The sequence below is a fragment of the Kitasatospora sp. NPDC003701 genome (genome assembly GCF_053587085.1).
Genome location: NZ_JBSFNM010000047.1, coordinates 1 through 20,708 on the forward strand (window position 1 = coordinate 1; position 20,708 = coordinate 20,708).

Here is a 20,708-nt window from a genome sequence, read left to right on the forward strand (position 1 = left end):
TACTGCAGGGGGGACCCTGTGGGAGAGTAGGACGCCGCCGAACAATCATTGTGAAGAACCCCCCGATCCATCCGGATCGGGGGGTTCTTTGCGTTTCCCCTTGACGTATCGTCAGAGCATGGACGATCAGGACGCTCAGCAGGAACGGGTCTACAAGGGAACTCCGGCCACCGGCGAGGGGGCCGTCGTCGCCCACGAGGTGCTGCGGCCGGAGGTGCGCGAGGGTGCGCTGCGCGTTCTGGCGGACGCCCAGGCGGTGGACGGCCGGGCCGCGGTGTCCGAGCAGGGGCGGCTGCGGCTTCGTTCCTCGGACACGGCCCGCCCGGGAGTGGTCCACTTCGTCCAGGAGGCCGGCACCGGGCCGGCGGCGGACGTCGTCGGGTACGGGCAGCTGGAGGTCCCCCAGGGCGCCGGCGCCAACCCGTCGGCCGAGCTCGTGGTGGCACCGGCCGCCCGCGGGCGCGGCTTCGGCCGGCCGCTGCTGGACGCGGTGCTCGCCGAGGCGCACCGGGACGGCCGGGACCATGTGGACGTCTGGGTGCACGGCGGCCACCCGGCCGCCCGCCACCTGGCCGGGCAGTACGGTGCCGAGCTGGTCCGCGAGCTGCGGCAGATGCGTCGCACCGGCCCGCAGACCGAGTCCGTCGCGCTGCCGGACGGCATCGAGCTGCGGACCTTCCGGCCCGGTCAGGACGACGCCGAGTGGCTGCGGCTGAACGCACTGGCCTTCGCCCACCACCCGGAGCAGGGCTCCTGGACCGAGCAGGACCTCGCGGACCGGCTGGCCGAGCCGTGGTTCGACCCGGCCGGCTTCTTCCTCGCCACCCGCGGGGGCAGGCCGGTCGGCTTCCACTGGACCAAGGTGCACCCGGCGACGGCCACCGAGCCGGCCCTCGGCGAGGTGTACGTGGTCGGAGTGGACCCGGCGGAGCAGGGCAGCGGCCTCGGCCGGGCGCTCACCGCGGCCGGACTGCGTCACCTGACCGGCGGCGGCCCGGGCGAGCGAGGGCTGGAGACCGTTCTGCTCTACGTCGATGCTGACAATCCCGCCGCTGTGCGGGTATATGAACGACTGGGGTTCACCGTTCACGAGGTGGACCTGATGTACCGCGTTCAGTACCGCGAGTCCGGAACGGCCTAGTGGTACCCCGGCGCGGCAGGGGCGGGCCCGACCGCGGCCGGGCCCATTCCCCGGCCGCGCCGGGACACCGCACGGCAGGCGCGAAGCGACGCTCCGGCACGGCGTCGGGACGGCATAGCGGAGAGCCGGGACCGAAGCAACGGGTGTGCCCGCACACCCCGGCTCCGACCGGTTCAGCTTTCCTCCTGGCCATGCGGTGTTTACCGTGGATTCAATTGCTGCCGCGAAGATCACAGGATGAAGTCCGTAGTGTCTCGCTCGTGCAGCGTCGGCCGACACCCGCTGGCCGGTCCTGTGCAGACCGCGCCGGGTGGGTGGGCGCTGGCGCTGGGCGAGGACGACGGCCCGCAGAGCCTTTCCCGTCCGGACGCCGTCCTGCTGGAGGAGCTGGAGCCCATGAGCATCCCCCGCCCTGTCTCTGCCCCGCTGTCCCCTCCGGCCCGGATGTCCAGCCCGCTGGGGATACCGCCGGAGCTTCCGGTCGCGGACGAGCAGGCGTTCGACGAACTGCCCCAGGGCCGGTTCCTGGACCGCGAGCGCAGTTGGCTCGCGTTCAACGAACGCGTTCTCGAACTGGCCGAGGATCCGCAGATCCCGCTGCTGGAACGGGCCAAGTTCCTCGCGATCTTCGCGAGCAACCTGGACGAGTTCTTCATGGTCCGGGTGGCCGGCCTGAAGCGCCGGATCGCGACCGGGGTGGCCCAGCGCAGCGCCTCCGGCCTCCAGCCGCGCGAGGTGCTGGACCTGATCTGGACCCGTTCGCGCGAGCTGATGGCGCGGCACGCCGCCGCCTTCCAGCAGGAGGTCCTGCCGGACCTCGCGAGCGAGGGCATCGAGCTGGTCCGCTGGGCGGAGCTGGCCGAGAAGGAGCAGGCCCGCCTGCACACCCTCTTCCGGCAGAAGATCTTCCCGGTGCTCACCCCGCTGGCGGTGGACCCGGCGCACCCCTTCCCCTACATATCGGGGCTCTCCCTCAACCTCGCCGTGGTCGTGCGCAACCCGGTCTCCGGGCACAAGCACTTCGCCCGGGTGAAGGTGCCGCAGTCCCTCGCCCGCTTCCTGGAGGCGTCCCCGCAGCGCTACGTGCCGCTGGAGGACGTCATGGGGGCCCACCTGGAGGAGCTCTTCCCCGGGATGGAGGTGCTCGCGCACCACGCCTTCCGGGTGACCAGGAACGAGGACCTGGAGGTCGAGGAGGACGACACCGAGAACATCCTCAAGGCCCTGGAGAAGGAGCTCATGCGGCGGCGCTTCGGCCCGCCGGTGCGGCTGGAGGTCGAGGAGTCGATCGACCCCTACATCCTGGACCTGCTGGTGCGGGAGCTGAACATCACCGAGGCGGAGGTCTTCCCGCTGCCCGGTCCGCTGGACCTCACCGGTCTGTTCGGCATCGCCGACCTGGACCGCCCCGAGCTGAAGTACCCGAAGTTCGTCGCGGGCACGGCGCGCGGGCTGACCGACGTCGAGTCGGCCTCGCAGCCGGACATCTTCGCCGCGATGCGCGAGCGGGACGTCCTGCTGCACCACCCGTACGACAGCTTCTCCACCTCGGTGCAGGCCTTCCTGGAGCAGGCCGCGGCCGACCCGGACGTCCTGGCGATCAAGCAGACGCTGTACCGGACCTCCGGTGACTCGCCGATCGTGGACGCCCTGATCGACGCCGCCGAGTCCGGCAAGCAGGTGCTGGTCCTGGTCGAGATCAAGGCGCGCTTCGACGAGCAGGCCAACATCAAGTGGGCCCGCAAGCTGGAGGAGTCCGGCTGCCACGTCGTCTACGGCCTGGTCGGGCTGAAGACGCACTGCAAGCTGTCGCTGGTGGTGCGCCAGGAGGGCGACACCCTGCGCCGCTACTCGCACGTCGGCACCGGCAACTACCATCCGAAGACGGCCCGGCTGTACGAGGACATCGGGCTGCTGACCTCGGACCCGCAGGTCGGCGCGGACCTCTCGGACCTCTTCAACCGGCTCTCCGGCTACTCGCGCCGCGAGTCCTACCGGCGGCTGCTGACCGCGCCGCGCGGTCTGCGGGACGGGCTGATCTCCCGGATCCACAACGAGATCGCCCACCACCGGGCCGGCCGTCCGGCGTACGTGAAGCTCAAGGTCAACTCGATCGTCGACGAGGCCGTGATCGACGCGCTCTACCGGGCCTCCCAGGCCGGCGTGCCGGTGGACGTCTGGGTGCGCGGGATCTGCGCGATCCGGCCGGGGGTGGCCGGGCTCAGCGAGAACATCCGGGTCCGCAGCGTCCTCGGGCGCTTCCTGGAGCACTCGCGGATCTTCGTCTTCGGCAACAACGGCGATCCGGAGGTGTGGATCGGCAGCGCCGACATGATGCACCGCAACCTGGACCGCCGGATCGAGGCACTGATGCGGATCACCGACTCGGCGCACCGGGCCGAGCTGTCCGGGCTGATCGACCTCGGGGTCTCGGACGAGACCGAGTCCTGGCACCTCGGGCCGGACGGGGCCTGGACCCGCCACGCCCAGGACGCCGAGGGCAAGCCGCTGCGACACGTCCAGGACCTGCTCATCGACTCGCGCCAGCGCCGCCGGGCCGCCACCGCCCGCTGATCGCGAGTCGCCGCCACGACCCGCTGGAGCGACCCACCGAGGCGTGCCGCCGAGCCGTCGGGTCGGCTGCAGCGGTCGGCCACCAGCCCCGGGGGACGGCCCCGGGGGAACGGGGATCTACCTAGTCATGACCGATGCGCCGATGACGGCCCAGGCGGCCTCCACCGCGACCGCCGGGGACATCCTCTCCAGCCACCTCACGGCCCAGGCCGGGGCGTTCCTGCGGGCGCTGCCCACGGCGGTGGGCGAGGTCGGAGCCAGACCGGGGGCGGCCGTCGTCCCGTCCGCCGGTACGGCCGACCTGCTGCGGGCGGTGCGGCGGATCGGCGGGCTGCTGCACACCTTCGGCGGGACCTTCGAGCAGGCCTGGGCGCAGGAGTCCCGCACCGAGCTGCGCTGGCTGCTCAACCTGTTGGCGCTGGAGCCGGGGTACGTCCGCCGGGCGGCCCGGCTGCTGGGCGCGCTGGACGCGCTGAACGGCAGCGAGGCGGACGGCCCCGGCATGCTGGCCGGCCACGCCGGTTCGCCGAAGGCGCGGGCGCTGCTGGACCGCCAGCTGACACTGGCCCGGACCAGGGCGCACTCGACCGTGCTGCAGGAGCTCCGCTCGGCGCGGCTGCACGCGCTGGCGGACCGGATGACGCTGCTGGTCGCCGAGGCGCCGCTGCTGGAGGCGGCGGGCGGCCGGGCCGGGGCGGTGCTGCTGCCGCAGGCGGCGGCGGCCTTCGGCGCGCTGACGGCGGGTGCCCAGCAGCTGCCGCTGCGGCGGGCCGCCACCCCGTACGGCGGGGACGGGTTGCGCCGGCTCGGCGCGGTGCCGGCGGCCCGGGGCGCGGTGGACGCCGACGCGGCGCTGGCGGCGGACGACGCGCCGTGGCACCGGGTGCGGATCCTGGTGAAGCGGGCCCGCTACGCGCTGGAGGTGTGCGGCCGCCCGGCCGTCGAGCTGGACGAGCTGGACGAGGTGCTGGGCCGGCACCAGGAGGCGGCGGACGCGGCGGTCACCGCGGCCACCGCGGCGCGGACGCCGAGGATCACTCCCGCGACCGCCTACGTGCTCGGCGTGGTGCATGCTGATCAACGACTGGAGGTGGAGGCGGCGCGGTACGCCTTCGGCCGCCGGTGGCCCGAGCTCCCGCCCGGCCTGGACGGCTGGCTGGAGATTCCCCCTGCCGAGGGCTGGGGGCACACCCCCGCACCCCGGACGGCATGACTTGCGCAACCGCCTGAGCACCGAGCAGGCCCACGGCCCGATCATCAGCAGCCCGCGTGTCGGGCGGGGGCCGGTCGTGCTCGCCGCCGGTGCGGTGCTCTGGCTGCCGGGGCGGCCGAAGAAGAGCGGCCGGCTCGGGCGGCCGCGGATCGCGCTGATCCACCGCCCCAAGTACGACGACTGGAGCCTGCCGAAGGGCAAGCTCGACCCCGGCGAGGGCGTGATCGAGGCGGCGCTGCGCGAGGTGCGCGAGGAGACCGGGTTCTCCTGCGTGCTGGGGGAGGAGCTGCCGACGCAGCACTACCTGGCGCAGGGGCGGCCGAAGGAGGTCCGGTACTGGGCGGCGGTGCCGTCGGCCGGGGCGTTCCGGCCCAACCGGGAGGTGGACCGGCTGGAGTGGCTGCCGGCGGGCAAGGCCCGGGCCAGGCTGACCCACGAGCGCGACCGGCTGCTGGTGGACGCGCTGCTGGCGGTGCTCGGCGCGCGGCCGGTCCGGGCGTCCGGGCCGGGCCCGGTGACCGGGCGATCGAAGTGATCTTCCCGCGCTCTCGTCGTGACGCAACCGTTACTACCTGACGTAGTTTCCTGCCATCCGTTCGAGGTTCACTCTCCGTTCACTTCCGACCGGCTGACGTGTCACTTACCCGGCCTAACTTCGGGGTTACCGGAGGGCCGAACGGGCCCCGGACCACAGCAAAACCCGCGCTCCGCCGTGTTCGTACGGTCCGCGCGCCGGGCAATGCCACAGAAAGGGACACCCCTGTGAAGCTCCAGCGGAACGGCCGCTCCAAGGCCCTCGCCATCGGTGCCATGGCGCTCGTCAGCTCGCTGTCGCTCGCCGCCTGCGGTTCGGACGAGAACAACACCAACGCGTCCGGCGGCAGCAGCGGTTCCCCGGCTGCCGCGATCAACTGCGGCAGCAAGCCCGCCGCCCTGATCTCCGCGGGTTCCACCGCGCAGGGCAACGCGATCGACGTCTGGAAGAACAACTTCGGCGCCGCGTGCTCCGGTTCCAGCATCAACTACGGCGGCGGCGGCTCGGGCGCGGGTGTCCAGCAGTTCAACCAGGGCAAGATCCAGTTCGCCGGCTCCGACTCGGCCCTGAAGCCGGCCGAGGTCGAGGACAGCAAGAAGGCCTGCACCGGCGGCCAGGGCATCAACCTGCCGCTCGTCGCGGGTCTGATCTCGATCGTCTACAACGTGGACGGCGTCGACAACCTGGTCCTGGACGGCGCGACCACCGCCAAGATCTTCGACTCGCAGATCACCAAGTGGAACGACCCGGCGATCGCCGCGCTGAACCCGGGCGCCAAGCTCCCGGACGCCGACATCCAGGCCGTCCACCGCACGGACGACTCGGGCACCAACGAGAACCTGACCAAGTACTTCGCCAAGGTCTCCAACGGCGCCTGGTCCTACCCGGCCGCCAAGGCCTGGGCCGGCAAGGGCGGCCAGGGTGCGAACGGCTCCGCCGGTGTCGCGGCCCAGGTGAAGCAGGTCAAGAACTCGATCAGCTACGCCGAGCTGTCCTACGCCCAGAGCAACAACCTGAAGAGCGCCGCGATCGCCACCGGCGCCTCCAAGCCGGTCGAGGCCACCGCCGCCAACGCCGCCACCACCTTCGCCAAGGCGAAGATCGCGGGCACCGGCAGCGACCTGGCGCTGACCCTCGACTACGGCACCAAGGACGAGGGCGCCTACCCGCTCGTCCTGGTCACCTACGAGATCGTCTGCGACAAGGGCAACAAGGCCGACACCCTCGACACCCTGAAGGCGTTCCTGACCTACGCCGCCAGCGACGCCGGCCAGAAGGCGATCGGCGACACCGGCTACGTCGCGCTCCCGAAGGAGCTGACCGACAAGGTCAACGCCGTCATCCCGACCCTGGCCTGATCCAGGCAAGCCTCCGGTGGAGCGGCCCCGTTGACGAGGGGGGCCGGGGCCGCTCCGCCGGACAGCACATTCTTCGCAAGCACGTCCGGGGCACCGCCGCCAGGGTGCCGCCCCCTCGGGGCAGCACCACCAGACCGGAGTAGATCACATGACTTCATCCACCCCTGCCGCCCCGCGAGGCAGGGAACGCCGCAAGCGTGACAGCCGGGTCGGCGACAAGATCTTCATGAACGCCGCCCGTGGGTCGGGCATCCTGCTGCTGGTCATCATGGCCGCCATCGCGGGCTTCCTGACCTGGCGCTCGGGCATCGCCCTGAGCAAGAACGAGGGCAACTTCCTCACCACCTTCGAGTGGACGCCGGACGCCGCGAAGCCCGTCTTCGGCATCGCCGTCCTCGCGTTCGGCACGATCATCAGCGCGGCGCTCGCGATGGCGATCGCCGTCCCGGTGGCCATCGGGATCGCGCTGTTCATCTCGCACTACGCGCCGCGCCGGATCGCCCAGCCGTTCGCCTACCTGGTGGACCTGCTGGCCGCCGTGCCCAGCATCATCTACGGCCTCTGGGGCGCGCTCTTCCTGGTGCCGCACCTGTACGGGCTGACCAGCTGGCTGGACGAGTACCTCGGCTGGACGTACATCTTCGACCAGTCCCGGGTCGGCTCCGTGCCGCGCACCCTGTTCACCGTCGGCATCCTGCTCGCGATCATGATCCTGCCGATCATCACCGCGGTCAGCCGTGAGGTCTTCCGGCAGGTGCCGCGGATGCACGAGGAGGCGGCGCTCGCGCTCGGCGCGACCCGCTGGGAGATGATCCGCACCGCGGTGCTGCCGTTCGGCCGCCCCGGCATCATCTCGGCCTCGATGCTCGGCCTCGGCCGTGCGCTCGGCGAGACCATCGCGGTCGCGGTGGTGCTCTCCTCCAACAACGTCCTCTCGCTCCACCTGCTCGACCCGGGTGGTGGCACCTTCGCGCAGAACATCGCGCTGAAGTTCGCCGAGGCCCAGCCCTTCGGCCGCGACGCGCTGATGGCCTCCGGCCTCGTCCTGTTCGTGATCACCCTGGTGGTGAACGGTGCCGCGCGGCTGATCGTCGCCCGCCGCAAGGAGTACTCGGGGGCCAACTCATGACCGCTGCGACCACGTCCGTCCCGGCGGACGCCCGTTCGGTCGGCCGCCCGCTGACCGCCAACCGGCTGCCCAAGTGGACCCCGGCCGCCGTCGCCGCCGGCTCGATCGCCCTCGGCTGCGGGATCGGTGCGGTCGGCGGCCTGGAGAGCCACCTGCAGTGGGGCCTGATCTCGGCGCTGCTGTTCCTGGGGATCAGCTACGGGCTCGCGGCCCGGGTCGAGGGCCGCCGTCAGGCCAAGGACCGGTTCGCCACCTCGGTGGTCTGGGTCGCCTTCATCCTGGCCGTGGTGCCGCTGGCCGCCCTCACCATCTACACCGTCCAGCAGGGCGCGGGCGTGGTGGACGGCAACTTCCTGTCGCACTCGATGAAGGGCGTCCGCTACTCGGGCCCCGGCGGCGGCATCTACCACGCGCTGATCGGCACCATCGAGCAGGTCCTGCTGGCCACCGCGATGGCCGCCCCGATCGGTCTGCTGACCGCCGTCTACCTGGTCGAGTACGGCCGGGGCCGGCTCGCCAAGGTGGTCACCTTCTTCGTCGACGTCATGACGGGTGTCCCGTCGATCGTCGCCGGTCTGTTCATCCTGTCCCTGTGGAACATCGCCCTCGGGTTCAGCTACTCGGGCTTCTCGGGCTCCCTCGCGCTGGCGATCCTGATGATGCCGGTCGTGGTCCGCTCCACCGAGGAGATGCTGAAGCTCGTCCCGAACGAGCTGCGCGAGGCGTCGTACGCCCTCGGCGTGCCGAAGTGGAAGACCATCCTGCGGATCGTCCTCCCCACCGCGATCGGCGGTATCACCACCGGTCTGATGCTCGCGGTCGCCCGCATCACGGGCGAGACCGCCCCGGTGATGATGCTGGTCTTCGGCGCGGACTACATCAACAGTGACCCGTTCAACGGGCCGCAGCAGTCGCTGCCGATGTACATCTGGCAGCAGTACGCGGTGGTGAACAACGACTACGGCTACGCCCGTGCCTGGGGCGCGGCGCTGGTGCTGATCGCCTTCGTGATGGGGCTCAACCTCATCGCCCGGGGCATCGCACGCTGGCGTTCGCCCAAGGGCGGACACTGAGCGACCGACTGACGTACGACCCCGAATTCATTAGCGGCCCCCGGCCGCGGGCGAGAGAAGTAACGATCATGGCCAAGCGCATCGACGTCAGCGGACTGTCCGCCTTCTACGGCACCACCAAGGCCATCGAGGACATCTCGATGAGCATCGAGCCCCGCTCGGTGACGGCCTTCATCGGCCCCTCCGGCTGCGGCAAGTCCACCTTCCTGCGGACCCTCAACCGGATGCACGAGGTGATCCCCGGCGCCCGGGTCGAGGGCAAGGTGCTCCTGGACGACGAGAACCTCTACGGCTCGCACGTCGACCCGGTCGCCGTCCGCCGCTCGGTCGGCATGGTCTTCCAGCGCCCGAACCCGTTCCCGACCATGTCGATCTACGACAACGTGGTCGCCGGTCTGAAGCTCGCGGGTGTGCGCAAGAAGTCCGTCCTGGACGGCGTGGTGGAGAAGTCCCTCAAGGGCGCCAACCTCTGGAACGAGGTCAAGGACCGGCTGAACAAGCCGGGCGCCGGCCTCTCCGGCGGCCAGCAGCAGCGCCTCTGCATCGCCCGCGCGATCGCGGTCGAGCCGCAGGTGCTGCTGATGGACGAGCCCTGCTCGGCGCTCGACCCGATCTCCACCCTCGCGATCGAGGACCTGATCGGTGAGCTGAAGTCCCAGTTCACCATCGTGATCGTGACGCACAACATGCAGCAGGCGGCCCGCGTCAGCGACCGCACCGCCTTCTTCAACCTGGCCGGCGTCGGCCAGCCGGGCAAGCTGGTCGAGCTGGACGACACCCAGCGGATCTTCTCCAACCCGTCCGTCCAGGCGACCGAGGACTACATCTCCGGCCGCTTCGGCTAGACCGCCCGGAGCCAGAGCTGCTTCGTGGTGCTGCATGGCGGTGCCGCCGCGAAGTATGAGGAAGGGCCCGCCCCCGAGATGTGGGGGCGGGCCCTTGCCATGCGTACCGAGCTCCTTCTTCCTGCCGTGGGCCTCTCAGCCCCAGAACAGGTGGACGAACCAGTACATCAGCGCCGCGACGACGGCGGCCGCCGGCATCGTGATGAACCAGCCGAGCACGATGTTCTTCGCCACTCCCCAGCGGACCGCGCGGATCCGCTTGGTGGCGCCCACGCCCATGATCGCGGAGGTGATCACGTGGGTGGTGGAGATCGGCGCCTTGAAGACGAACGAGGTGATGTACATGACCGTCGAGGCGGTGGCCTCGGCGGCGAAGCCCTGCGGCGGGTCCAGCTCGATGATCTTGCGGCCGAGGGTCCGCATGATCCGCCAACCGCCCGCGTAGGTGCCCAGCGAGAGCATCGTGGCGCAGGAGATCTTCACCCAGACCGGGATGTCGTCGGTGGTCTGGTGGCCCGAGATGGTGAGCGCCATGACCACGATGCCCATCGTCTTCTGGGCGTCCTGCAGACCGTGCGCGAGCGCCATGGCGGCGGCCGACGCGGTCTGGGCGACCCGGAAGTTGCGCTTGGCGCGGTGCGGGTTGGCCCGCCGGAAGATCCACAGGATCGCGAGCATCACCAGGTAGCCGCCGACCAGGCCGACGATCGGCGAGACGATCATCGGGATGACGATCTTGTCGACGACGCCGTTCCAGAACACCTCGGTGCCGCCGGCCAGCGCCGCTCCGACCATGCCGCCGAACAGCGCGTGCGAGGAGGAGGAGGGAAGACCGAAGTACCAGGTGACCAGGTTCCAGGTGATCGCGCCGACGAGGGCGGCGAACAGGATCACCATGCCCTGGTTGCCGGTCGGGGTCTCGATGATGCCCTGGGAGACGGTGTGCGCCACGCCGCTGCCGAGGAAGGCGCCGGCCAGGTTCATCACCGCGGCCATCGCGAGCGCGGCCCGCGGGGTGAGGGCCCGGGTGGAGACCGAGGTGGCGATGGCGTTCGCGGAGTCGTGGAAGCCGTTGGTGTAGGTGAAGAAGAACGCAACGCCGAGGACGGCGATGAGTGCAGCCATGTCCACGAGGGTCAGGACTCCTTGACGGCGATGGTCTCCACCGTGTTGGCGACGTGCTCGAACGCGTCCGCCGCCTCCTCAAGGACGTCCACGACCTGCTTGAGCTTGAGCACCTCGATGGCGTCGTACTGGCCGGAGAACAGGTGGGCGAGCAGCTTGCGGTGGATCTGGTCGGCCTGGTTCTCCAGGCGGTTGACCTCGATCCAGTACTCGGTGAGGTTGGACATGGTGCGCAGGTTCGGCATCGCCTCGGCGGTGAGCTCGGCCGCGCGCGCCAGGACCTCGATCTGCTGCTCGATGCCCTTGGGGAGGGTCTGGATGTCGTAGAGGACGACCAGGTCGACGGCCTCCTCCATGAAGTCCATGATGTCGTCCAGCGACGAGGCGAGGCTGTAGATGTCCTCGCGGTCGAAGGGCGTGATGAAGGACGAGTTCAGCTGGTGGAAGACCGCATGGGTGGTGTCGTCCCCGGCGTGCTCGGCGGCGCGCATGCGCTCGACGATCTCCGCGCGGGCCGACACGTCTGATCCCAGCAGTTCCAGCAGGAGCTTCGATCCGACGACGAGGTTCTCCGCGGCAGCGGCGAACATGTCGTAGAAACTCGTCTCCTTCGGGGTCAGGCTAAAACGCACGGAAATCTCCGATGTGCGGGGTAGGGACTGAACGATGCTAGGTGCAACCAAGCGCAATTGCGCAAACGGGGTGGTGCGAGAGGAGGCGGAGCCTCCGCTTCCGTTTGGCCGCCGCAGCAGTGGACCCGGCCCGCACACCCATGTGCGGACGTGAGCCCCCAGTCTGACGGAACCTCGCCGGGATTGCCCCCGTCGTGCGCGCGGAACAGCGGGGTGTTGCCCGGACGGGGGAACACCCCTCCGGAGCCGCTTCCGGCGCCCGTCCGGGCCCGCGGACCGCGTCGTAGGAACACCACGACCGGGCCCGGTGTTGGACACTGGAGGCCGACGCAGCCACCCAGGCACCCAGACGAAGGCGGGCCGATGACCACGACGGAAGCGCGTACCGACCCGGACCACGCGCCCGGGAGCGAGCCGCACGGCGACCCCGCCGCCCCGGAGGCGGCCGGGCACCACGGCGGGCACGGCCCGCACGGGTACAGCGCCCAGAAGGACGCCCACCTCAAGCGGCTGCGCCGGATCGAGGGCCAGATCCGCGGCCTCCAGCGGATGGTCGACGAGGACGTCTACTGCATCGACGTGCTGACCCAGGTGTCGGCCGGTACCAAGGCGCTGCAGTCCTTCGCGCTCTCGCTGCTGGAGGAGCACCTGCGGCACTGCGTCGCCGCGGCCGCCGAGGAGGGCGGCGCCGAGCTGGACGCCAAGGTGGCGGAGGCCACCGCCGCGATCGGCCGCCTGCTGCGCAGCTGACGCCCCGGCCCGGCCCGGCTCCCGGGCGCCGGCCCCCCGCTCCCGGGAGCCCGCTCGGGAGGCGCCTAGTACCCGGCCCCCGAGGGCCGGTCGGCGGCCGCACCGCCGTCGGGCCGGTCGAGCAGCAGCACCTCGTCGATCCGCTCCGGCGGCAGCCGGTCGTCGTCGCTGGCCGTGGCGGCGATCATCAGCTCGCCGGCCAGGTCGATCTCGTCGAGGGCCGCGTCGTCGTGGCCGCCGCTGCGGCCGCCCGTGGACGACACCACCTGCACCACCCCTTCAGCGCCTCGCCAGCCCGGGCGGCAGCCACCCGATGTCCAGCCTAGGCACTTCGGAGCCCGTCCACATGGCACGGACGGGTCATCTCGGCGCCGCCGAAACGGGTGGGCCGCGCTGCCCGGGGTGGCCCACCCGTTCCGGCGGCGTCCCTGTGCGCGGTTACTTCGGGCTCTCCGTGGGCTTCATCGCGTAGATGTCGGCGGCGGGCGGCTCGGCCGCCTCCACCGGCTTGCCGAAGTCCGACAGCGTGGTGGTCGACGTCACCTTCACCTGGTCCTTCGCCTCCTTGGAGCCGGCCACCCCGGCGAAGGTGAAGATCTCCACCACCTTGTGCAGCCGCCCCTGCTCGTCCAGCCAGGCGTCGTACGGGACGTCCTTGGCCGTGAAGGTCTGCGCCCCCATCCGCAGGCCGTCCCCGCCCCGGCCGCCGGTGGCGTCCGCCGCCTTGGTGAGGTCCAGGGTGCCGCGGTAGTGCTTCAGCGGGACCCCGTCGGCGGTCTCGGTGCCGACCAGGTCCGCCTTCTGGGCCCCGCGCAGCGCACCCGCGGCGGAGGCCGGGTCGGTGGCGCCGCTGCTGACCAGGTTGCCGTCCGGCAGCTGGCGCACGTCGAGCTTGACCCACTTGCCCTCGGGCACCTTGGCGCCGCTGTTCTGCAGGTAGACGGTGCCCGGCAGGACCACCTCGACGATCTTCCCGGTGGTCGCCGCGCCCGGCGGCACCGCCACCTCCAGCCGCCCGATCCGCTTCACGTAGTCGTAGCCGCCGGTGCCGGTGAAGACGGCCTTCTTCTCGGCGGACTCGGTGATCAGCTCGGTGGCGGTGCGCGCGGAGCCCGTCCGGCCGGTGATGTCGGCGGCGCTGCGGACGGCCGTCACCGGGTCGGCGGAGAGCCGGTCGGAGGCGCCCGCCTTCTGGTCGGCCGAGCCGCCGGAGTCCGCGGCGGCGCCCGAGCAGCCGGCCAGCCCGGCCAGGGCGACGGCGAGCGCGGCGGCCCCGGCGGCCGAGCGCAGGTGGGGCAGTGGGCGGCCGTGCCGCCGGCCGCTGCGCTGCTCGTCGGTCATCTTCATCCTCGCGACAACCCCCTCGGGCCCCGACTGCCCCGCCGGCCACCACCACCGGGTGGGCAGAGCTCTTTCCGGGCAAACGAGTTGGGCATCGAAGGGTTACGCGGCACCCGGCGCACGCGAAGCGTCGCGCGCCGGGTGCCGGGCGCGTTACGGTGAAGCACGTGCACAGTGAGCTGCCGGCTGCCCCCGGCACCACCAGGATGCCCGAGCACCGTGTCGCGATCAGCGAGCGCGGTTCCTTCTGCTTCGCGACCTGCAGCTGCGGCTGGTTCTCACCGGCCCGCCGCTCCCGTGACCTGACCAGACGCGAGGCCGCCGACCACCTCGCCGAGAACGGCGCCGAGCGGCCCTAGGGCCGACCGGCGCGGCGGCGTGTCGGCTAGGCCGCCAGGTCGGACTCGGGCGGCTGCTCCTCGGACGTCACGCTGCCGCCCTCGCGACCCCGCCGGCGTCCGCGCGGGCGGGTGCCGCTGCTCTGCGGCGCCCGGATCAGCGGGGCGACGGCGGTCCGGCTCAGCGCGTGGCAGAGCGGGACCAGGACGGCCATCGCGATCGGTGCCAGCAGCAGGACGACCGCGGTGGCGAGTGCGAAGCCGCCGATCACGTCGGTGGGGTAGTGGACGCCCATGTACATCCGGCAGAAGCCCTGCAGCAGGGCCAGCCCGCCGGCGATCCAGCCCAGCCGCCGGTTCACCAGGAACAGGGCGACCGCGATGCCCATCGACATCGTCGAGTGGTCGCTGACGAAGGAGTGGGTGCCCTCCTTGCCCTCCACCAGCACGTCCAGCCCGGCGTGGTCGACGAACGGGCGCGGGCGGTCGACGATGGCGGCGATCGGCAGGTTCGCCAGCTCGGCGAGGGCGACCGCGAGCGGCGCCCAGAGCAGGCCGGCGACGGCCACCGGGGCGTCCGGGCGGCGTCTGGCCTGGAGCCAGCCGACCAGGCCCAGCAGGGCCAGGCCGATCAGGATGCCGTACTCGCCGATCCAGGAGACCGAGTGGTCCAGCCACTGCGGGGAGCGCTTGGCCAGGCCGTTGACGGCGTAGAGCAGTCCGAGGTCGGGGTTGGTCGTGTCGGCAAGCGGCGTCGACACGCCGCACCTCCTTCTGGTCCGCAGCACCTGTTCGATCCGGCCGTGGCCCGGCCAGCTCCGCCCTGTTCAGGGAGCTGACGAGGGGCCACCGGACACAACGTCATAACCGGGGCACAGCGTTCCACGGAAACACGCGGTTATGGAAACTTGACTCAGCGTCCACAGGGCAATCACACCCGGCGGCCCGGGCGGATCAGCTCTTTGCGGGGCTTTGACCTGCACCTGTCGGGGCCGGGCCGCCCGCGACGGCCTGGCGGGTCGTCGGGGAGCCGGGGGTGCGCAGGGCGGTCGGCGGCGCGGGGGCCGCCTGGTTCGAGGGGGCGGCGGGGTTGGACGGGGCCGGGGAGGGCGTCTCGGGGGCGGTGGTGCCCGGGCGGCTGGGGCCGGTGATGCTGCCGTCCGCGTTGCGCACCGGCAGCGCCTCGGCGCCGTCCGAGGTGACCCGGGTGGCGCCGATGTACTCCTTGGTGTCGATCTTGTCGTAGCGGATCACCGCGCCGGTGTGCGGCGCGTTGATCATGTAGCCGCCGCCGACGTAGATGCCGACGTGGTGGATGCTGCGCGGGTCGCCCAGGTCCGTCGCCCAGAACACCAGGTCACCCGGGCGCAGCTGGTCCCGCGAGGGGTGCTGCCCGGCGTACCACTGGTCGTTGGCGACCCGGGGGAGGGTGATGCCCACGCTGGCGTACGCGGCCTGGGTCAGCCCGGAGCAGTCGAACCGCCCGTTCTGCGAGGGCAGGCCCTCGCCGCCCCACAGGTACGGGGTGCCGAGCTTGGTCTGCGCGAAGTAGATCGCACCGGCCGACTGCTGGGAGACGGCCACCGGGGCGGTCGGCGCGGTGAAGCTCCGGGCCATCGCCTGGATGTTCTTCACGTAGCCCTGGGTCTCCTTGTACGGCGGCACCCCGCCGTACTTCGTGACCGCGTACGGGCCCGCGTTGTAGGCGGCCAGCAGGTTGGCCTGGCGGTCGCCCGGCACCTTGGCGACGTCGTCGGCGAGTGCGCAGTCGAACGTGGCGGCCGAGGCGATCGCGTCCAGCGGGTCCCAGACATCCTTCTTGCCGTCATTGTTGCCGTCCGTGGCGTATGTTCCCCAGGTGGCCGGCATGAACTGCGCCATTCCCTGTGCGCCCACGGGCGATCGGGCGCCGGGGTCAAAGCCGCTTTCCTGGTACAGCTGTGCCGCGAGCATCGGCGGGGAGATCTCCGGGCAGAGCGAGCCCCACTGCTGGATCGGCCCCTGGTAGGCCGCCGGAACGGTGCCGGGGGAGAGCGCGGCGCGATTGGCCGACTGCTGTGGCGCACCGCTCGCCGCATACGTCGCAACCGTGACCAGCCCGATGAAGCCGACCGCGACAACTCCCGCAGCGGCAGCGGCCGTACCGGCCTTCCGGAGTACCATCAGCACCATCCCGACGAATCGTCAGTCGAAGTGTCCCGGAAGGCGTTGCTCACCGCAATCATCAGAGATACAAAGAGTGAGCGCTATCCTTCGTACGGTGGACATCCTCGCGTACGTGTCCGGTGCCTCACGACCAATCCGCGAGAAGCAGCCAAGTCGACATCAGATCTGGCCAAGAATAGGTACCGACCCTTCGCGCGGACGGGGTCTGGGCCCTTGAATTTGCCTGATCGGGCGGTGAGATGGAAATGAACCTGAGCAGCGTGGACAGCCTCGCGATCGGCCACCTGGCCGAGGACCCTCCTAAGAAGCCGAATATCGACACCATCATCGGCGGGATCGCCCCGGACTGGGGCCCGTTCGCGAGTCTCGGGTCGGAGGCCCGGGTGATGGTCGAGGTCGTCATGGCCGTGGCGATCCTGGCCTGCCTCGGCCTGGCCGTCTGGGGTGCGGCCAAGCAGCGGATCGGCGCGACCGCCATGCGGGACAGCTTCGGCGCCGAACAGGGCAAGGGACTGATCATCGCGGGGCTGACCGGCGTGTTCATCATTGGATCACTTGGCACTCTGTTCACCATTGTGTACGGCATGGCCATCTGACGATCGGACAGTTCGGGTGTGCGTGGGCGGCGGAGCCGCCCGCCCGCCCGGCCGTCGGAGCCGTCGGAGTCCCGTCGGGAGTCCACCCATTCACCCCTCCCTCCGCGCCCGCCCACGGGCGGAGGGGCCCCCGGAGCCGCCCCGGCTCCCCGCACCAGGAGGGCCGCCGTGCCGTTGTCCGACGACCAGCCGCACACCCGTACGCGGCTGCCGGTCGGCGAACAGCCCTCCTCCCAGCCGACCGGCCGTCAGCCGCGCCCGATGCGCACCCTGCTGGCCGTCCTGGTGGTCGTCACCCTGCTGGTGGTGGCGATCTCCATCGCCAACCGCGGCAAGGCCGACCCGGGCACCGCGCCCGCCCGCTCGGCCGACGGCGCCGCCCCCACGGCCGCCTCCGGCGCCGGGCCGGCCCCCAGCGGCGACCAGCCGGTGGGCACCACCGGCAACGGGATCGCCGGCGGCTTCCCGCACACCGACCAGGGCGCGCAGTCGGCCGCCACCAACTACGCGGTCGCCATCGGCTCGGCCGACATGTTCCGCACCGACAGCCGCCACACCATCGTGGCCACCATCGCCGACCCGTCTGCCGTCACCGCCCTCCAGACCCGCCTGGACCAGGGGTTCGGCGGGGACACCGCGGCCCGCTACGGCCTGGACGCCCAGGGCCGCGCGCCCAAGGGCCTGACCTTCGTCAGCCGCACCGTCCCGGTGGGCACCAAGTCGGTCGGCTACGGCGACGCCGAGGCCAAGGTCGAGGTCTGGTGCACCGGCCTCACCGGGCTCGCCGGCGAGCGTTCCGTCCAGCCGGTCATGGAGAACTGGTTCACCCTCACCCTGACCCTGCACTGGGCGGGCGGCGACTGGAAGCTCACCGACTACGCAAGCCGGCCGGGCCCAGCCCCGATGCCGGGCGACCAGCAGGCCGCCACCGCCGAGGAGATCACCGGCGCCGTCCAGCAGTTCGGGGGTTTCCGCTATGCCCGTTGAGTCCACTCCGCGGCGCCGTGCCGCACGTCCTGGTGCCCGTGCCGCCGTGCCACCAGGCGTCCGCCGGGCCGGCACGTTCGCGGGGGCGGTGGCCGCCGTGCAGGTGGCGGCGCTGCTGACGGCGCAGCGGGCGTTCGCGGAGCCGTCGCCGACGGCGACGCCGTCCCCGAGCGCCACCTGCCAGAAGGTCGACCTGCCGATTCCCGGCAGTGACGCGGGCTGCGCCCCGAACGGGGCGGTGGTCATTCCCGGCTCCGGGACGGTCGGGAGTGTCACCGATCCGCTCGGGGCGTTGGCGAAGGGCTGCGCGCAGGCGGCGGCCTGGGTGGTGCGGAAACTGTCAGGAGCCATCGACGGGACGACGCAGGTGGACTTCACCAACGCGTCGTTCCTGCAGCAGTACGCGGTGGTGTTCGCCGCCTCGACGATCATCACGCTGGTGCTCTGGCTGCTGGCGGTGACGAAGCGGGCCGTGCGCGGTGCGCCGTTGACGACGGCGATCTCGGAGGCGATCGGCTTCCTGTGGCTGACCGTGGTGGCCTCGGCGTTCACGCCGCTGATCCTGTACACCGTGGTGAGCGCGACGGACGGGCTGACCACGGCGATCGCGGTGGGGACGAAGTCGGACACCGGGACGTACCTGGGCGGGTTCGCGGACACCCTGGAGAAGGGTGACGTGGGCGGCGGGCCGCTGATCCTGATCATCGTGTCGCTGGTGGCCGTGCTGGCGGCGGCGGTGCTCTGGATCGAGCTGCTGATCCGGGCGGCGATGCTGTACGTGGGCGCGCTGCTGGGGACGGCGGTGTACGCGGGGCTGGTGGACAAGCAGCTGTGGAAGCACGTGCGCCGCTGGGCCGGGGTGATGCTGGCGGTGGACCTGGCGAAGCCGATCATCGTGATCATCCTCGGGCTGGCCGGCGCGGTGGCCACCGGTGCCGGCGCCAACGACGACTTCGCGCGGGTGCTGTCGGGCCTGGCGATCCTCTTCCTGTCGATCTTCGCGAGCGCCTCCGTCTACCGCTTCGTGCCGGGCTTCGGCGACGAGATCATGAGCATGCGCCATGCCAGGGCCAGCGCGGTGTCGGCCGGGTCGGCGATGATCAACGGCACGGCGAACCTGGTGAAGCAGGGCATCAGCACGCACGGCGACCGCGGCCCGCAGGGCGGCGGCGGTGGCTCGGGCGGGGGCGGCGGCTCGGTCGCGCCGGGCATCGCCGCCCACGCCGCGCGCACCCCGGCGCCGCCGCCGCAGGCCTCGCCGGCCTCGGCTTCGACCCGCGACAGCAATCCAGCGAAGGGAGGGTGACGGGTAAGTGAGCAGCGAACCACTCGGCCAGTACGGCGCCCAGTACGCCCAGCCGTACGTGCACCAGCGCCGCACCTACCTGATCGGCAAGGCCCGCCCGAACGCGCCGATCGGCCGCAACCGGGAGTCCGGCGAGATCGTCCTGATCATCTTCGGGGCGTTCCTCGGCATGCTCTGGGGTCTGCTGATGCCGGTCCTGCCGCTGCGCATCGCGGGTCTGGTCGGTCTGCCCCTGCTCGCCATCGCGGCGGTCTACGTGCCGTACCGGCGCCGGACGTTCTACAAGTGGGTGGAGATCAACCGCACCTACCGCCGGACGGTCCGCAGCGGGCGCGCGGTGTGGAAGTCGGACGTGATGGACGCCGGCACCCGGATGGACGGGCGCGAGGTCGAGGTCGGCCCGCCGCCCGGGGTGGGGCGGCTGCGCTGGCTGGCGGCGCCGTTCGGACCGGACGAGGTCGGGGTGCTGATGCACCTGGAGCGGCGGACGGTGACGGCCGCGATCGAGATCGAGGGCCCGGGCGTCGGCCTGCGCGACTCGGAGGACCAGGAGGCCCTGGTCGACCGGTTCGGCACGCTGCTGAAGCACGTCGCCAACGGCGACGGCTTCGTGACGCGGCTGCAGATCCTCGCCCGTACGCTGCCGGCCGATCCGGACGCGCACGCGAAGGACGTGGAGCGGCGCGGCGACCACAACGCGCCGGGCTGGCTGAAGGACTCGTACGACCAGCTGCAGTCGATGGTGTCGACCTCCTCCGAGCAGCACCGGGCGTACCTGGTGGCCTGCATGCACTACACCCGCGACCTGGCGGCCGAGGCGCACGCGATGGGCCGGACGGCGACCGCGCGGCGGGCCCGGGACGACGAGGGCCTGGCCGCGGTGATGGCCCGTGAGCTGACGGACATCTGCGCCCGGCTGGCGGAGGCGGACATCCGGGTGCGCCAGCCGCTCGGGCAGGCCCGGCTCTCCTCGCTGCTGCACTCGATGTACGACCCGGACCACCCGATCGACCACATCCAGGCGATGTCCCGGCGCAACGCCTGGCCGGCCGAGCTGGACGCGACGCACCCGCAGTACCTGGAGGCGAAGACCCGCGAGTCGGCGACCCGGGCGCCCTGGTGCCACGCCACCGCCTGGATCAAGGAGTGGCCGCTGACCCCGGTGGGCGTCAACTTCCTGGCGCCGCTGCTGGTGCACACCCCGGACGTGATCCGGACGGTCGCGGTGACGATGGACCTGGAGCCCACCGACGTCGCGATCGAGCGGATGCTCACCGAGAAGACCAACGACGAGGCGGAGGCCAGCCGCGCCGCCAAGATGAACCGCACGGTCGACCCGCGCGACCTGGCCCACACCGGCCGGGTCGACCAGCGCGGTGACGACCTGGCCTCCGGCGCGGCCGGGGTGAACCTGGTCGGCTACATCACGGTCTCCTCGCGCAACCCGGAGGCGCTGGCCCGCGACAAGCGGACCATCCGCGCCTCGGCCGGCAAGAGCTACCTCAAGCTGGAGTGGTGCGACCGCGAGCACCACCGGGCGTTCGTCAACACCCTGCCGTTCGCCACCGGCATCCGCCGCTGATCCACCTGGAGGCCCCG

The 20,708-nt window shown here is 71.6% G+C and carries 20 protein-coding genes; 14 read left to right on the forward strand and 6 right to left on the reverse strand.

The genetic code is table 11. The features are described from left to right. Positions 1-118: 118 nt before the first annotated feature. From mshD to pstB, 8 genes are all read left to right on the forward strand, one after another. The gene (gene mshD, locus ACWDRR_RS31990) at positions 119-1,141 is read left to right on the forward strand and encodes a mycothiol synthase (RefSeq protein ID WP_449775750.1); all 1,023 of its coding nucleotides are present in this window, start codon (positions 119-121) and stop codon (positions 1,139-1,141) included. Between the two features lie 396 nt (positions 1,142-1,537). Then, positions 1,538-3,715 carry an RNA degradosome polyphosphate kinase gene (locus tag ACWDRR_RS31995; protein ID WP_449775811.1) on the forward strand — a complete coding sequence of 726 codons (2,178 nt, stop codon included), beginning with the start codon at positions 1,538-1,540 and terminating at the stop codon, positions 3,713-3,715. A gap of 127 nt (positions 3,716-3,842) precedes the next feature. Continuing rightward, a complete protein-coding gene (locus ACWDRR_RS32000; protein ID WP_449775751.1) occupies positions 3,843-4,928 on the forward strand; it encodes a CHAD domain-containing protein in 1,086 nt (361 codons plus the stop codon). 43 nt (positions 4,929-4,971) lie between these two features. Then, positions 4,972-5,463, forward strand: a complete 492-nt coding sequence (locus ACWDRR_RS32005; RefSeq protein ID WP_449775812.1) for an NUDIX hydrolase — start codon at positions 4,972-4,974, stop codon at positions 5,461-5,463. Positions 5,464-5,690: 227 nt separating this feature from the next. Beyond that, on the forward strand, positions 5,691-6,821 hold the full coding sequence (gene pstS, locus ACWDRR_RS32010; RefSeq protein ID WP_449775752.1) for a phosphate ABC transporter substrate-binding protein PstS: 1,131 nt from the start codon (positions 5,691-5,693) through the stop codon (positions 6,819-6,821). 148 nt (positions 6,822-6,969) lie between these two features. Further along, on the forward strand, positions 6,970-7,950 hold the full coding sequence (gene pstC / locus ACWDRR_RS32015; protein WP_449775753.1) for a phosphate ABC transporter permease subunit PstC: 981 nt from the start codon (positions 6,970-6,972) through the stop codon (positions 7,948-7,950). Beyond that, the gene (pstA, locus tag ACWDRR_RS32020; protein WP_449775754.1) at positions 7,947-9,023 is read left to right on the forward strand and encodes a phosphate ABC transporter permease PstA; all 1,077 of its coding nucleotides are present in this window, start codon (positions 7,947-7,949) and stop codon (positions 9,021-9,023) included. Before pstC ends, pstA begins: the two co-directional genes overlap by 4 nt. 68 nt (positions 9,024-9,091) lie before the next feature. Then, positions 9,092-9,868: a phosphate ABC transporter ATP-binding protein PstB gene (pstB, locus tag ACWDRR_RS32025; RefSeq protein WP_449775755.1), complete on the forward strand. Its 777-nt coding sequence runs from the start codon at positions 9,092-9,094 to the stop codon at positions 9,866-9,868. A gap of 135 nt (positions 9,869-10,003) precedes the next feature. Here pstB and ACWDRR_RS32030 read toward each other — a convergent pair whose 3' ends face one another. Both ACWDRR_RS32030 and ACWDRR_RS32035 read right to left on the reverse strand, forming a co-directional pair. Then, positions 10,004-10,999 carry an anion permease gene (locus ACWDRR_RS32030; RefSeq protein ID WP_449775756.1) on the reverse strand — a complete coding sequence of 332 codons (996 nt, stop codon included), beginning with the start codon at positions 10,997-10,999 and terminating at the stop codon, positions 10,004-10,006. A 5-nt stretch (positions 11,000-11,004) separates the two neighbouring features. Further along, positions 11,005-11,625, reverse strand: a complete 621-nt coding sequence (locus ACWDRR_RS32035; RefSeq protein WP_329489086.1) for a DUF47 domain-containing protein — start codon at positions 11,623-11,625, stop codon at positions 11,005-11,007. Between the two features lie 363 nt (positions 11,626-11,988). Here ACWDRR_RS32035 and ACWDRR_RS32040 point away from each other — a divergent pair, with 363 nt between their 5' ends. Next, complete coding sequence (locus tag ACWDRR_RS32040) at positions 11,989-12,375, forward strand: metal-sensitive transcriptional regulator (RefSeq protein ID WP_449775757.1); 387 nt, start codon at positions 11,989-11,991, stop codon at positions 12,373-12,375. A 65-nt stretch (positions 12,376-12,440) separates the two neighbouring features. Here ACWDRR_RS32040 and ACWDRR_RS32045 read toward each other — a convergent pair whose 3' ends face one another. Together ACWDRR_RS32045 and ACWDRR_RS32050 are read right to left on the reverse strand one after the other, a co-directional pair. After that, positions 12,441-12,641, reverse strand: a complete 201-nt coding sequence (locus tag ACWDRR_RS32045) for a hypothetical protein (RefSeq protein ID WP_449775758.1) — start codon at positions 12,639-12,641, stop codon at positions 12,441-12,443. Between the two features lie 172 nt (positions 12,642-12,813). Further along, positions 12,814-13,716, reverse strand: a complete 903-nt coding sequence (locus tag ACWDRR_RS32050) for a hypothetical protein (protein WP_449775759.1) — start codon at positions 13,714-13,716, stop codon at positions 12,814-12,816. A gap of 167 nt (positions 13,717-13,883) precedes the next feature. Between ACWDRR_RS32050 and ACWDRR_RS32055 the strand changes: the two genes are divergently transcribed. Next, positions 13,884-14,075: a hypothetical protein gene (locus tag ACWDRR_RS32055; RefSeq protein ID WP_449775760.1), complete on the forward strand. Its 192-nt coding sequence runs from the start codon at positions 13,884-13,886 to the stop codon at positions 14,073-14,075. A gap of 26 nt (positions 14,076-14,101) precedes the next feature. On the opposite strand, the gene ACWDRR_RS32060 is transcribed toward ACWDRR_RS32055, so the two are convergent. Continuing rightward, complete coding sequence (locus tag ACWDRR_RS32060) at positions 14,102-14,815, reverse strand: phosphatase PAP2 family protein (protein WP_449775761.1); 714 nt, start codon at positions 14,813-14,815, stop codon at positions 14,102-14,104. Positions 14,816-15,008: 193 nt separating this feature from the next. Next, complete coding sequence (locus tag ACWDRR_RS32065) at positions 15,009-16,226, reverse strand: NlpC/P60 family protein (RefSeq protein WP_449775762.1); 1,218 nt, start codon at positions 16,224-16,226, stop codon at positions 15,009-15,011. Positions 16,227-16,465: 239 nt separating this feature from the next. Between ACWDRR_RS32065 and ACWDRR_RS32070 the strand changes: the two genes are divergently transcribed. The 4 genes from ACWDRR_RS32070 (at position 16,466) to ACWDRR_RS32085 (ending at position 20,691) form a co-directional block, all read left to right on the forward strand. Continuing rightward, on the forward strand, positions 16,466-16,816 hold the full coding sequence (locus ACWDRR_RS32070) for a hypothetical protein (protein WP_360625092.1): 351 nt from the start codon (positions 16,466-16,468) through the stop codon (positions 16,814-16,816). 168 nt (positions 16,817-16,984) lie between these two features. Further along, the gene (locus tag ACWDRR_RS32075) at positions 16,985-17,803 is read left to right on the forward strand and encodes a hypothetical protein (RefSeq protein WP_449775763.1); all 819 of its coding nucleotides are present in this window, start codon (positions 16,985-16,987) and stop codon (positions 17,801-17,803) included. Positions 17,804-17,849: 46 nt separating this feature from the next. Then, positions 17,850-19,109 carry a hypothetical protein gene (locus ACWDRR_RS32080; RefSeq protein ID WP_449775764.1) on the forward strand — a complete coding sequence of 420 codons (1,260 nt, stop codon included), beginning with the start codon at positions 17,850-17,852 and terminating at the stop codon, positions 19,107-19,109. Positions 19,110-19,116: 7 nt separating this feature from the next. Continuing rightward, entirely contained in the window at positions 19,117-20,691 is a 1,575-nt protein-coding gene (locus ACWDRR_RS32085; protein ID WP_449775765.1) for an SCO6880 family protein, read from the forward strand. Positions 20,692-20,708 lie beyond the last annotated feature (17 nt).

Coding starts and splice junctions, on each gene's coding strand:
- mshD (WP_449775750.1), top strand. CDS start 119: ATGGACGATCAGGACGCTCAGCAGGAACGGGTCTACAAGGGAACTCCG.
- ACWDRR_RS31995 (WP_449775811.1), top strand. CDS start 1,538: ATGAGCATCCCCCGCCCTGTCTCTGCCCCGCTGTCCCCTCCGGCCCGG.
- ACWDRR_RS32000 (WP_449775751.1), top strand. CDS start 3,843: ATGACCGATGCGCCGATGACGGCCCAGGCGGCCTCCACCGCGACCGCC.
- pstC (WP_449775753.1), top strand. CDS start 6,970: ATGACTTCATCCACCCCTGCCGCCCCGCGAGGCAGGGAACGCCGCAAG.
- pstA (WP_449775754.1), top strand. CDS start 7,947: ATGACCGCTGCGACCACGTCCGTCCCGGCGGACGCCCGTTCGGTCGGC.
- pstB (WP_449775755.1), top strand. CDS start 9,092: ATGGCCAAGCGCATCGACGTCAGCGGACTGTCCGCCTTCTACGGCACC.
- ACWDRR_RS32040 (WP_449775757.1), top strand. CDS start 11,989: ATGACCACGACGGAAGCGCGTACCGACCCGGACCACGCGCCCGGGAGC.
- ACWDRR_RS32050 (WP_449775759.1), bottom strand. CDS start 13,716: ATGACCGACGAGCAGCGCAGCGGCCGGCGGCACGGCCGCCCACTGCCC.
- ACWDRR_RS32065 (WP_449775762.1), bottom strand. CDS start 16,226: ATGGTGCTGATGGTACTCCGGAAGGCCGGTACGGCCGCTGCCGCTGCG.
- ACWDRR_RS32070 (WP_360625092.1), top strand. CDS start 16,466: ATGAACCTGAGCAGCGTGGACAGCCTCGCGATCGGCCACCTGGCCGAG.